At 57.5% G+C, this 12,309-nt stretch carries 12 protein-coding genes; 4 read left to right on the forward strand and 8 right to left on the reverse strand.

The genetic code is table 11. From position 1 onward, the window contains the following. A partial coding sequence (locus K675_RS30710; RefSeq protein ID WP_198291640.1) for a hypothetical protein occupies positions 1-226 on the reverse strand: 226 nt, incomplete at its 3' end. Between the two features lie 1,012 nt (positions 227-1,238). On the opposite strand from K675_RS30710, the gene K675_RS0112405 reads away from it, so the two are divergent. Both K675_RS0112405 and K675_RS0112410 read left to right on the forward strand, forming a co-directional pair. Beyond that, positions 1,239-2,531 (forward strand): AAA family ATPase, encoded by a 1,293-nt coding sequence (locus K675_RS0112405; protein WP_017903839.1) that lies wholly within the window; start codon positions 1,239-1,241, stop codon positions 2,529-2,531. Beyond that, complete coding sequence (locus tag K675_RS0112410; RefSeq protein WP_017903840.1) at positions 2,528-3,190, forward strand: hypothetical protein; 663 nt, start codon at positions 2,528-2,530, stop codon at positions 3,188-3,190. The genes K675_RS0112405 and K675_RS0112410 overlap by 4 nt, the downstream gene beginning before the upstream one ends. Here K675_RS0112410 and K675_RS33620 read toward each other — a convergent pair. The 6 genes from K675_RS33620 to K675_RS0112445 form a co-directional block, all read right to left on the reverse strand. Then, positions 3,174-3,335 carry a chromate resistance protein ChrB domain-containing protein gene (locus K675_RS33620; protein ID WP_080635337.1) on the reverse strand — a complete coding sequence of 54 codons (162 nt, stop codon included), beginning with the start codon at positions 3,333-3,335 and terminating at the stop codon, positions 3,174-3,176. The genes K675_RS0112410 and K675_RS33620 overlap by 17 nt on opposite strands. A gap of 499 nt (positions 3,336-3,834) precedes the next feature. Further along, a complete protein-coding gene (tnpC, locus tag K675_RS0112415; protein WP_017903841.1) occupies positions 3,835-5,370 on the reverse strand; it encodes an IS66 family transposase in 1,536 nt (511 codons plus the stop codon). Between the two features lie 240 nt (positions 5,371-5,610). Next, positions 5,611-6,969: a chromate efflux transporter gene (chrA, locus tag K675_RS0112420; RefSeq protein WP_017903842.1), complete on the reverse strand. Its 1,359-nt coding sequence runs from the start codon at positions 6,967-6,969 to the stop codon at positions 5,611-5,613. Next, positions 6,962-7,906 carry a chromate resistance protein ChrB domain-containing protein gene (locus K675_RS0112425; RefSeq protein ID WP_026145131.1) on the reverse strand — a complete coding sequence of 315 codons (945 nt, stop codon included), beginning with the start codon at positions 7,904-7,906 and terminating at the stop codon, positions 6,962-6,964. The genes chrA and K675_RS0112425 overlap by 8 nt, the downstream gene beginning before the upstream one ends. Positions 7,907-8,214: 308 nt before the next feature. Continuing rightward, positions 8,215-9,371, reverse strand: a protein-coding gene (locus K675_RS0112435) for an IS3 family transposase (protein WP_420066338.1) whose coding sequence is annotated in 2 segments (ribosomal slippage) — positions 8,215-9,108 and positions 9,111-9,371 — 1,155 coding nt in all. Because the reading frame shifts where the segments join, the coding sequence is not laid out codon by codon here. Between the two features lie 46 nt (positions 9,372-9,417). Continuing rightward, positions 9,418-9,648: a hypothetical protein gene (locus K675_RS0112445; protein WP_157383933.1), complete on the reverse strand. Its 231-nt coding sequence runs from the start codon at positions 9,646-9,648 to the stop codon at positions 9,418-9,420. 499 nt (positions 9,649-10,147) lie between these two features. On the opposite strand from K675_RS0112445, the gene K675_RS0112450 reads away from it, so the two are divergent. Together K675_RS0112450 and K675_RS0112455 are read left to right on the forward strand one after the other, a co-directional pair. Next, entirely contained in the window at positions 10,148-10,567 is a 420-nt protein-coding gene (locus K675_RS0112450) for a DUF6088 family protein (RefSeq protein ID WP_017903848.1), read from the forward strand. Then, positions 10,536-11,600 (forward strand): nucleotidyl transferase AbiEii/AbiGii toxin family protein, encoded by a 1,065-nt coding sequence (locus K675_RS0112455; RefSeq protein WP_026145133.1) that lies wholly within the window; start codon positions 10,536-10,538, stop codon positions 11,598-11,600. Before K675_RS0112450 ends, K675_RS0112455 begins: the two co-directional genes overlap by 32 nt. A 145-nt stretch (positions 11,601-11,745) precedes the next feature. On the opposite strand, the gene K675_RS30715 is transcribed toward K675_RS0112455, so the two are convergent. Next, the gene (locus K675_RS30715) at positions 11,746-12,213 is read right to left on the reverse strand and encodes a 3'-5' exonuclease (RefSeq protein WP_232434424.1); all 468 of its coding nucleotides are present in this window, start codon (positions 12,211-12,213) and stop codon (positions 11,746-11,748) included. Between the last annotated feature and the right edge of the window lie 96 nt (positions 12,214-12,309).

The raw sequence follows: 12,309 nt of genomic DNA on the forward strand, positions 1-12,309 counted from the left end.
GCATAGTTAGACGGTTGACGCGACAACTACCTTGAAAAACGCCGCGGGCAACCAGGAAGGACCAATAGTTATGAACCTGCCACTCCTGCCAAGCCGCGAAGCGCATGAAGGAAAAACCACCAATCGCCACGAGGCTTGCCATGAGCAGGCTCAGCAGAGCCAGCACCAACGGTACGAAGACAATCAGCCCCAGGATCTTGAGGTACTTGCGCGTGGTCAGGTTCATGGTTTCACCGCCCGTGCACGCACGCAGCGCGGGAAAACGTTGCAATCCTCAGCGGCCAACGGCTGTCCGCAGCGATGAAGTGATGGGCTAATTACCGCTGAGGCAGTACGTAGGAGGAGGGCGTAGAGCGACCTGACTCTGGTCGCCGGCGGCAAGGTTTGTTTCATTGGGCAGTGAGTGAAGGTCACCGATGACCTGTGGTGAAAATGAGGGTAAGACATGGCGAGGCTCCTAAAAGAGAAGCCTCAAATCCTCCTCAGCGCGTCCCGCTGGCGCAGCAGGAAAACTGGTTTATGGGATGAGGTTTTGCCGAGAGCGGTGCAATAGGTATCGAATGGGGACTGCTGCGATGCGAGGCAGGGGTGATAAGCAGGATGGGCCGCTGACGGAGTTCGATGCTCTTCATGAACGTTTGTGAGCTGAGCATCATGCTCGTAAAGAGTACATTTGTACTACTTGCCGCCCAGTGGTCGATCAAGCCTACCAATAGGCAGGTGTTCACTGCCGTGCGGGCAGCTCAGAAACCTGTTTTGGGCTAAGGCCGGGATATGGCGGTTCACTGTCACATAGACAGTTCACGATCTGTTGCACATTCCCCTCGCGTGCAAGTTTGGAGTCTTTCGACGTGCTCGCCTCGATGCATTACAATAGGCACATGTGCCTACGAGGCTTTCCATGTACCCTAAAGATAAGCTCCTGTGGCTGATTGAGCAGTCGGGCGTTACCCAGGCCCGGGCGGCCGAACTCATTGCTCAAGAGACCAAGCGTCCATGTAGTGTACGTAGCGTGCGAGCGTGGCTGGCGGACTCAGACAAATCCAGTGCAAGGACATGTCCCGAATGGGCCTCCAATGCGCTGGAGAGCCGTCTACGGTTCCTCAAAATGATTGGTTGAGAATAGGCACAAGTGCCTTGTATGAATGCACATCGCGACCTGCTGGATTGCAGCCCAGATCCATGGGGCTTCATTCCGCGCCTATGGGTCGGCGCCCGAATGATTGGAGACACCGCCCATGCTTAAAAACCTGACGTTCGAAGGGGTTGGTCCTGCCCAGACGCTCGCCATCGACTTCAAACCACGGCTGAACTTCCTGACCGGTGACAACGGCCTGGGGAAGAGCTTCGTGCTCGACATCGCTTGGTGGTCGCTGACACGTACTTGGCACAGAGACAGCATGGCTACTCCACGCAGGGATGCCAGCCAGTCGACGATCGCCTATTGCTACGAAGGCAGCACTGGCGACTTTGCCTACAGAAGCGACTTCGATCATGAGGCCCAGCAATGGTCGGTCAAGCAGAGCCGTCCGGCGATTCCGGGTGTCGTGATCTACGCAGGTGTCGATGGCAGTTTCTCGGTCTGGGACCCCGCTCGTAACTACTGGAAAGGTGATCAGGGAGAGGCCGCGGCACCGAACCGTCCCCGTAGCTTTGACTTTTCACCTGATGAGGTCTGGAACGGTTTGCGCTCCAGCGACGGCAAGACCCAGTTGTGTAACGGGTTGATCAGTGACTGGGTGCTATGGCAGGAGGGCGGCAAGTCGGCGTTCGATGATCTGGTCAAAGTGCTGGATGCGTTATCACCCTCTGGTGTGGAAAAGATGCAGCCAGGCGAGCCGATGCGCGTGGGTGACAGCGTTCGGGACATTCCCTCTCTGCGCATGCCTTATGGACAAGATGTCCCACTGACTCAAGCGTCGGCCGGCATGCGTCGTATCGCAGCCTTGGCCTACCTTTTGGTATGGACATGGCGAGAGCATCAACTCGCCTACGAGCGTTACCGTGTACAGCCGGCCAGAGAGATCATCTTTCTGATCGATGAAATTGAGTGCCATCTGCACCCTCAATGGCAGCGCCGCATCGTCCCTGCCTTGCTCAATGTCATGAACGCGCTGACCGGTAACCGGGATGTACCTGTGCAACTGCTGGCGGCCACTCACTCGCCGTTAGTATTGGCTTCGGTAGAGCCTGAGTTTGACAGCGAGCGCGACTGCATTTGGGACTTTGACCTGGTCGGCACCGAGGTACAGGCATCCCTCTATCCCTATTCGCGTAAAGGCGATGTGAACGCCTGGTTGTCGTCCGAGGTGTTCAATCTGAAGGAGCCCAGCTCGGTCGCTGCTGAAGAGGCGTTGCTGAGGGCGCGTGAGTTCTTGCGCGAAGTCAGCCTGCAGAAACAACCTCTCACGGCTGAGCAAAAGCGCACATTGAGTGATATCGACTCGGCTTTGCGCAGCAGTCTGAGCGATGTCGACTCCTTCTGGATTCGTTGGAGCCATTTCCGCGAGCAGAAGGTGGGCGGCGCATGATTCGAGTTCAACCTGCAGGCGAGCCTGACAGCTTTGAGGCAAAGGTCCGGCAGCCAGGACTGCGCGCTATCGCGGAATTGATAGGCGAGCAGGGGCTGGAGAAACGCAAGGGTCGGCCCAGAAAGGTAGTCGCGCAAACACGCGAAGAGATTCCGGCCGATAAATTTCCACCTATTTGGACCGAGGCTTTGCCGGATCTGATGGAGGCGTACGGTCGTCTTTGCGCCTATATCTGTATTTACATTGAACGTGTCACCGGCGGTGGCTCAGTGGACCACATGCTGCCTAAATCTCAGACGTGGAACGATGTCTATGAGTGGCAGAACTATCGTCTGGCCTGCACGCTGATGAACGCCCGCAAGAATCACTATCAGGATGTCCTGGATCCTTTCGAGGTCGAGGACGGGTGGTTTCGTCTCGAACTGGTCAGCTACCAGGTCATCCCGGGTGAGGGTCTTGATCCCGGCATCAAGGCGCGCATTCTCGCCACCATCAAACGACTGAGCTTGAACGACCATGATTGCCTGAAGGTTCGGGAAGAGTACGCCAAGGCCTACTTTGATGGCGATATTTCGCTGGACTATCTGCGCCGGCGTGCCCCGTTCCTGGCCAGAGAGCTTGAGGCCCAAGGTTTGATTGTTTCTAGGCAAGAAGAGTAGGGGGCTGCATCTTTCTCTGCTTGTATCCGCAGCACCTCACCGCTGGACACGTCTGCAGGTCGATGAAACGCGCGATGAGCCAGGGGTAGGCCATGCGGTCGATCTTCAGCCGTTCACGGGTAATCCGTAAGTGTCCGGCTAACACACCTTGCGTAGTCGAACGGACGCAAGCCCGGTATCCTTTACCCCAATTACAGTTACCGACTCTGAGGGTGTATTTTGGCAATATCCATCTATTACACTGCTAGGCGAAAGGCCCCGCTCAGCTCGAGCGAGGTAACCGTTATTGAGGAGATTGTTCGTCGCTACTGTGTAGATGATCAAATCGAACGATTCCTCTCCCTCGGCTCTGGTCTTAATTGGGAGTCATTCGATTTCTCAACCAACCTGGAGCCAAGTCGTTTTCTAAAGAAGGGCCTCGTGTTTTCGGGCGCCACTAAGCTCCCTGATAACCAAGAAGACGCATCATGGGTCGGCATACAACATTGGTGTAAATGCTTATCGGACATTCGTATGGCGGTGTCTGGTTGCGAATGGAATGTTGCGGTCGAAGACCATGAAATGCAGTGGGATGCGGTACTCAACTCTTATGAGCCGACACGATAAGAAAGGGTGTTCCGTAGCGCACACCAACTCAGCGTGATTCAGGCCGGCACCCACTGATGCGGCAGCAACTGACCGATCTCACTGGCCCGGTGGGTCGGCAGCCGCGTCAGCACATCCTTGAGATAGGCATACGGATCATGCCCATTCATGCGTGCCGATTGGATCAGGCTCATGATCGCAGCTGCCCGCTTGCCGCTGCGCAGCGACCCGGCGAACAGCCAGTTCGAGCGGCCAAGCGCCCATGGCCGCATCTGGTTCTCGACCTGGTTGTTGTCGATGGGCACAGCCCCATCGTCCAGGTAGCGCGTCAGCGCTACCCAGCATTTCAGGCTGTAATCGAGGGCTTTAGCTGTGGCTGATCCGTTGGGCACCAAGTCGCGCTGGGCCAACATCCAGTCATGCAGTGTTTTGAGGATTGGCACCGCCATTTCCTGACGTATTCGCCAACGGTCTTCGTTGCTCATATCCCGAGCCTGGCGTTCGACCTCGTACAAACCGCTGATCGAGTGCAGGGCCTGTTCAGCCAGCTGGCTTTTATTCGCTACGTGCAGATCAAAGAACTTGCGACGGGCGTGAGCCATGCAGCCGATTTCAGTGATGCCTTGCTCAAATCCGGCCTTATAGCCAGCGAAGTCATCGCAAACCAGCTTGCCGTTCCAGTCGCCCAGGAAGTTGCGTGCATGTTCGCCAGCACGGCTTGGGCTGAAGTCGTAAACCACCGCGTTGAGCGCCGAAAACGGCGTCGTGCTGTAGGCCCAGACATACGCCCGATGGGTTTTCTTCTCGCCTGGCGCAAGCATTTGCACCGGTGTTTCATCGGCGTGAATCACGCCCTGGTTCAGCACCGCTTCACGCAGAGCATCAACTAGCGGCTGAAGTCTCACGCCAGTTTGTCCGACCCATTGCGCCAAGGTCGAACGAGCAATTGCCAGTCCGGCGCGACCAAAGATTTTCTCCTGCCGGTAGAGCGGCAAGTGATCGGCAAACTTGGCCACCATCACGTGAGCCAGCAGGCCTGCGGTCGGGATACCTTTGTCGATAACCTGCGCCGGAACCGGCGCCTGAATCAGGGTTTCGCACTGACGGCAGGCCCATTTACCACGTACATGTTGCTCGACGGTAAACACGCCCGGCGTGTAATCCAGCTTCTCGCTGACGTCTTCGCCGATGCGTTGAAGTTGGCAGCCGCAGGCGCACTGGGTGTTCTCAGGTTCGTGACGAATCACGGTGCGTGGAAACTGCGGCGGCAAGGGCGCTCGTTTCGGGGACTGCCGTGGTTCGGCCTGTGGCGCAGCTGGGAGAAGCTGTTTCAGCTCGGCCTCGATAGCCTCAAGGTCGGTGTCGAGCAGGTCATCCAGCAAGCTGCCTTGCGCCGGGCTGATTTGCTCGCTGCGCTTGGCAAACTTGTGGCGTTTGAGCAGGGCGATTTCGAACTTGAACTGTTCGATGAGGATTTCATCGTTCTGGATCTTCTTGCTCATCGCTTCGACCTGGGACTGCAACTGCAACGCCTGTGCCGCCAAGGCACGAAGCTGTTCCGGGGTCATCTGGTCGAGGTTGGGCGAGAAAGTCATGCCGCCGATTGTGCCAGAGCAGGCGCGGGGCGACGACAAGTAGACCGGCCAAATGGCCGGCGTTTACAGCATGCTGATCACACCGCCTGCACCATCGCCCTTATCGCTGGGATTCTGAAGGTGTGTTCGCTGGCCGCTTACGGTAATCCACCCCATGGGACACCTCCCGCCTAGCGCTGTAGGCTGGTTGAGCTGGCGGGCCCGATGCTCGACAAAGGCTGTTAAGTCGATTTGCGTGTTCTAGCGCAGCAGATGCAGCGCCAAACCGACGAGTGCACAGGCCATCAGCACCTCAATGACGCCACGTTTGAAGCGGAACAAGGCAATCGCTGCTGCAATGGCGATTAGCGCGGAGGGCCAGTCGAGAGCACCGCCAAAGCCCTTCGGCCACAGCACGTGATAGCCGAAGAAACACGCCAGGTTGAGAATCACCCCGACCACCGCCGCGGTAATCCCGGTGAGCGGCGCGGTGAACTTGAGTTCGTTGTGGGTTGCCTCGACCAGCGGGCCGCCAGCGAGGATGAACAGGAACGAGGGCAAGAAGGTAAACCAGGTCACCAGGGACGCTGCCACCGCCCCTGCCAGAAACACATGATCGGCTCCGAACACTTGCAAGACATAGGCCCCGACAAAACCGACGAAGGCCACTACCATGATCAACGGCCCGGGAGTGGTTTCCCCCAGGGCCAGGCCGTCGATCATCTGGGTCGGTGTCAGCCAGCTGTAATGACCGACCGCGCCCTGGTAGACGTAAGGCAGCACCGCATAGGCTCCACCGAAAGTCAGCAAGGCGGCCTTGGTAAAGAACCAGCCCATCTGGGTTAAGGTGCCTTCCCAGCCAAAGAGTGCGGTCAGAATCCCCATTGGCAATGCCCATAGTGCGGCGCCAATCAGTGCCAGCGCTGCCAGTTTCAACCAGCTGAATCGGGCATGCTCGGGGGGCGGAGTGTTGTCATCGATCAGGGCTGGGCCGAAGGACTTCTTGGCGGCGCCATGCCCCCCGGCTCTGAACTTCTCGGGGGCAAAGCGCCCGCCGGCATAACCGAGCAATGCGGCAACCAGGACGATCAAGGGGAAAGGCACATTGAATGCGAAGATCGCGGCGAATGACGCTGCGGCTATGGCCCATAGCCAATTGTTCTTCAACGCCCGGGAGCCGATCCGATGCGCCGCCTGCACCACGATGGCGGTCACCGCGGGCTTGATGCCGTAGAACAGTCCAGCCACCACCGGCACGTCGCCAAAGGCGATGTACAGCCAGGACAAGGCGATCAGGATGAACAGCGACGGCAAGACGAATAGCGCGCCGGCGATCACCCCGCCCCAGGTTCGATGCATCAGCCAGCCGATGTAGGTCGCCAGTTGCTGAGCCTCCGGCCCGGGCAGCAACATGCAGTAGTTGAGGGCATGCAGGAACCTGCGTTCGGAGATCCAGCGCCGCCGCTCGACCAGTTCCTGATGCATGATCGAGATTTGTCCCGCAGGCCCGCCAAAGCTGATGAAGCCGAGCTTCAACCAGAACCAGAACGCCTCACGAAAACTGATCGCGACCGGCCTCGACTGTTCCTCTTCAACCGCTGGTGGCAAAGCCTTATTCATTGGGGTGTTCCTCTTTTACAAAGCCGGCGAGCAGGCCGTCGAAGATGGCACTCGCAGCAGCCAGGAGGTGGTCGTCGTGGATAATGGTTTCGCGCAGCCCGGCCAGCACCCGCTCGATCCCAGCAGCCTCCACGGGCTGAACACCGCCGATATCCAGATAGTGCACCAAGGCCGCGATACGGTTCAGGCCCGGCTCTTGAAGTTCAAAGCTGGCTTGCAGGGTTTCGAAACTCACGCAGTTGCCGACATGGCTGAAGGTCGCTTCATCGAAGTCGAAGCCCAGGGCATCGGTTGGGCAGTCCTGGGGATGCTCCAGCCAGAGGATCTGCGCCTGCGGGTCGATAAACCGGCGGATCAGCCAGGCACAAGCCAGGCGGTCAACCCAAGGACGCTTGCGGGTGGCCCAGACACGTCCCTGGTAGTCGCTACGGTTGAGTACGGTTATGGGTTGGTTGCGGCTGTGTGGCTCATGGGTAGACAGGGCTCGGCTGACCGCTGTCTCCAACTCCTGTAAAGCCATGTTGATCTGCTGCTTCGGTTTGCCTGGGAAGTAATCGATGCTGCTTAGTTGTTCGTAGCCTTTGCGCAACTTGCGTATCTGCTTGGTGGTGGACAGCGCATTCTCGGTCGTGAGCTGTCCGCGGCAATCCTCGATCTCCGAGCGTAGTTTTCCGTAGTCCTCGCTGCGGTCGAACAACTCGATAAAGCGTTCGCCGCTTGGATCCACGACTGGCAAGACATAGGCCGTTCCATTGATGGCCAGAATGTCACGCTCAACCGCAGCCAGCGCCTCACGGCAGGCATCGATATTCGGCAGCAGATAGGCACCATCACGCAAAACCGCAGCTCCCGAAGCTTTCAGGGCGCGCCAAGCACGCATGCGCTCTGTTGCGTTCGCGGTCGGTAATCCCAGAATCAGAGCTAACCAATCAGTCATGTAGCGATAGCTCGATAAAATGTAGATAGAGCTACATTATTCCCATGCAGGGAAATTGGAAAGCTGTTTTGAGCGGCAAACATGTGCGCCTTCGCAGAGGTGTTCTTCCAGGGGGAAATGCATTGAAAATGCTAGGTGATCCAGTATTGAGGTGGACAAAATACGGTTTAGGATCGTCCCTCATCGTGGTTTTCCTGGGAGTGGTACGCATCCAGCTCGTAGAAGCGCGAGACGCACAGCGAAATGGCCTCCTCGAGCACGCCGCCGAACATCAAGTCTGGTCTGTCCCGGAGCTGGTGGACAGGTAGTTAAGAGTTACTGCTCGCATAGCGCCGCTCAAACTCCAGTGGGCTGAGATAGCCCAGCGTCGAGTGGCGGCGACGGTGATTGTAAAAGCGGATGTAGTCGAACAGGTCGGTTTTCGCCTCGTGGTAGCTGGCATAGCGCGTCAGGTACACCCGCTCAGCCTTCAGCGAACGGAAGAAGCTCTCCATCGCGGCGTTGTCCCAGCAGTTCCCGGGACGTGAATGGCTTGGCACGATTCGATGTCGCCGAAGTAAGGCCTGGTAGTCGTACGCGCAGTATTGGCTGCCTCGATCCGAGTGCAGCAGCACTTCTTCTTTCGGCTGCCGGCGTGCAATGGCCATCTCCAGCGCGGCGTGTACCAAGGCCTGCTGCATGCGGTGGTGCATCGCCCAACCGACGACGGCTCGTGAATAGAGATCGAGCACGACTGCCAGATACAGCCAACCTTGGGCCGTCCGCACGTAGGTCATGTCCGAGACCCAGTGCCGATTGGCGCGATCCGAGGCGAACTGGCGATCCAGGTGGTTCGGGGCTATCGGCAGAGCATGACGACTGCTGGAAACCAGCCGCCAGCGCTTGCGCGAGCGAACGCGCAGACCGGCTTCGCGCATCAGTCGAGCAACCCGGTGTCGACCACACGCATACCCCATGGCCGCCAACTCGGCCTTGATTCGGCGATGGCCATAGATCCCATTCACCTCGTGGTGAATGGTGCGGATCTCCTTGCTCAGACGCCGATTCGCCATCTCTCTCGCCGAAGGTGGCCGCTGCTGCCAGGCATAGAAGCCGCTGCGGGATACCCGCAGCAGCCGGCACATTGGCGCTACGGGATAGCGACCAGCCAACGCCTTGATGGCGCGGAACTTCACTTCGTGGGCTGCAAGAAGATGGCGAGCGCCTTTTTTAAAACATCGCGCTCCATGGTGACCTGAGCCAGTTGCTGGCGTAGACGACGCAGCTCCGCGTTCTCACCACGCTGCTTGCCGTTGCCCGGAAAGGCATCGTCACCTTGCTGCTCGTACTGGCGCTTCCATTTGCCCAGCAGGCTTTCAGCGATGCCGAGCGTCTCGGCTACATGACGAAGCGGCGTGCCGGCAAGTACCTGGTCTACCGCCTCGCGTTTGAAGGATTCGGGAAAACGTCGTCTGGTCTGGGTCATGAACACTCCTTGCGGTGGACATTATCCACCTTAAGTCAGTGTCCACTCAGCCCGGGACAGACCACTCCGAGCGCTTACCAGGCAGGTCTATCGGTCCATAGCCGCCATCTCCTGAGTGCAGCAGTTGCTCCAGTACCTCGCTGCGCACATCGTTGCCGGACACGGGCGTTTCCCTGCCCACGACACTGCGGTTGCTGACTGAGTGGCGTAGCTGTTCCTCGAGTGAGCGGCCGGAGTCGAATGGGCCATAGGCACCGATCCAGACGGAGTAATTCATTCCTTCCAGCAGGTGCTCAAGCCTTTGAATTTCAGGCGCCCGGTTGTCTGCGGTCCCTCGCATCGGTCAATTCCATCCTGCTGCTGGTGAGCGGGTAGTGTGCGGCAAGGCAGGCGGCAGCGGTAGGGCGTTGCCGCGATGTCGTCCTCAAGCGGTTTTTCATGTCATTGGCGGCTCTCGGCCTGACCAATCAGCATTTCAAAGACACGCGCATCCGCTGGCATTCGATGCAGGCATACACACTGCCAACCTGGATCTGTTCCTTCGCTGGGGTAGGCGGCAATGCGAACGCTGCATGGGTCAGATGGAGGGGGCGTAGCCTTGCTTTGCGACGGCGAATTGCCGACGAACAAACGTCTACACCACCACTTTTTTGCATTAGAATTTCGCTTATGGACGCGCAGGTTTTGTCAGGTAAGAGGCCCGTTTTCATTGGTCAAATCTGCGGTTAAGGCCTATAGTGACCTTGAGGTCAATAGCTTGCTTTAGGAGCTGGTACATGAAACTCGAAGACCGCATGAGTCGTTCAATCAAGCAGCGTGCAGGCCTGGTTGTGTTGCGTTCGGAGTTCTCAGGTATGGGGAGCGATTCGCAAGTCGGTCGTGTTCTGGCCCGGTTTGTTGCGAACGGTATGCTTGTGCGTGTCAGCAAGGGCGCGTTCGCGAAAACTCGCATCAACCAGTACACAGGCAAGCCAACGCCTGCTGGCACGTTGGAAATGATTGTTGCAGAGTTGTTCCGCAAGCTGAATATTTCAATTGCACCCAGTACTCTTGTTGCCGAGTACAACAGCGGTAAGTCGACTCAGGTCCCTATGGGGACGGTCGTCAATACTGGCCGCCGACGTATTTCCCGTAAAGTGATGGTGGGGAACAACACGGTAGTCTATGAAAACTCTTTCAGAGCAGCTGCGGGTTAGTATTGAAGATGCGTCGACGGCTGGCATTCTGAAAAGCATGCCAGCCGCTGTCGCAGAGAAAGATCAGCACATCACTGATGCCCTTCATGCCCTTTCGCAAATCCAAGTCACGCATGTCGCCAGGCAACTGAATCGGAAAAAGGGCGACCCCAAGCCAGCAGAGGTCAATGTCGCTACGCGAATGGTTTTCGCGGGCGGTACCTGTCTTTCGAAGGCTTATGGCCTGATCGAAAGGATGTCTGAGGACATTGACATCAAAATCGAATTGCTCTCCCCACCTGAAGGCTACGCTTTTGCCAAGGATTTGGGGGATCGTGGCCGGCTGAAGACGCTACACGCAGAGGTCGAGAGAGCCTTGTCCGGGCTAGGTTTCCATTGGGTTGCAGAGGATGGCAATCCAACTTGTAGGGACAGCAGCCGTTACTATTGTCTGTGGGTATCGTACGACGCACATTTTCATGATGTGGCAGGTGCGCTGCGCCCGCAACTGAAGATTGAGCTCGTACATCGGCCGCCCATGATTCCTTCGCAAACGCAGAATCTGGGTTACATGCTGGAGAAACTGAGCGGGAGCAACGAGCCTTTTCTGTTCCCCATGGAATGCATCACCGTAGCAGAGACCCTTGCGGAAAAAGTGCTGTCGCTGCTGCGTCGCTGCGCAAGCAGCTGGGGTGGGCGCCAGCCTGGTGCTTTCGACACAGCACTGGTTCGCCATGTATACGGTGTGTGGCGTATCGCGACGAGCCACCCCGAAGCGCTAGAGCCTGCCACACGAGTCTTTGCTTCGTCGGTGGCTAAGGATGTCCGTGAGTTCGGAGGGCAGCACCCTGAATTTGAAGCAGATCCATTCGGGGTCTTGCAACAGACCCTTGAGATCGCTGCGACCCACGATGGCTTAAAAGCAAATTTTGAACAGCGGCTCATGCCGTTGCTTTACGCTCATGAGAGACCTGACTACGACACCTGCTTCGCAACATTTGCGAATGTCGCACGGCATTTGCTGGATCACGGTGCAGCGAGTAGTGGGGCTTAGGGCTAAATGCGTGAGCCACTGAATGTCATTGGCTTGAGCCATCGTCGCGTGGTTGCGCTGTTGCTGACTGGCTCATCGCTCGATCGTCAGCAAATCGGTGCTGGCACCCTGTCGATAACGAGGCCCCTATGCATTTTGACCATGGTCAGCTAAGCAGGTGAATGGCCACATTGGCCACGTTGCGGGCATCATCAATGCCGCGGTGGTAGGTGCCTTCCCATTCGAGCCCTAGCATCTCCACGGCAGGCTGTAGGCCCATTGCGCGGCACTCGAAAACCTTCCAGTGCCATTTCTTCAAATTGGTGTGAAGCATCCCATCTAGCATCGGTTTGCAGTGCAAACGTGAGGCATCTTTCTGAAGCTGTTTGTAGTCGTAATCCCCCCACGAACACCACATTGAATTGGGGTAGGTCTCTAGGAAAGCATCAAGTATTTGAGCAACCTTGGCATAGCCAGGAGCAGCATCAACATCGCTTTGCTTGATCGTGGTCAGCTTTCGGCAGAAGTCGGTAAGTACCGGGTGCAGAGTGGGCCGGACAAAGCTCTGAAAGTGGTCGACCACCTTGAGCGATGAGAGGTCGATCACAGCCAAGCCAATCTCAATCGTTTCCATATCCTCACGATGCACGAGCAGTGGGCGTGGAGGCTCTCCCGGCTTGGCTTCCTGTCACCGCCAATGTAAAACTGACCCCCTAACGCCAACGCAAAT

It is taken from the genome of Pseudomonas fuscovaginae SE-1 (genome assembly GCF_000364705.1).
Classification (GTDB): domain Bacteria; phylum Pseudomonadota; class Gammaproteobacteria; order Pseudomonadales; family Pseudomonadaceae; genus Aquipseudomonas; species Aquipseudomonas fuscovaginae_A.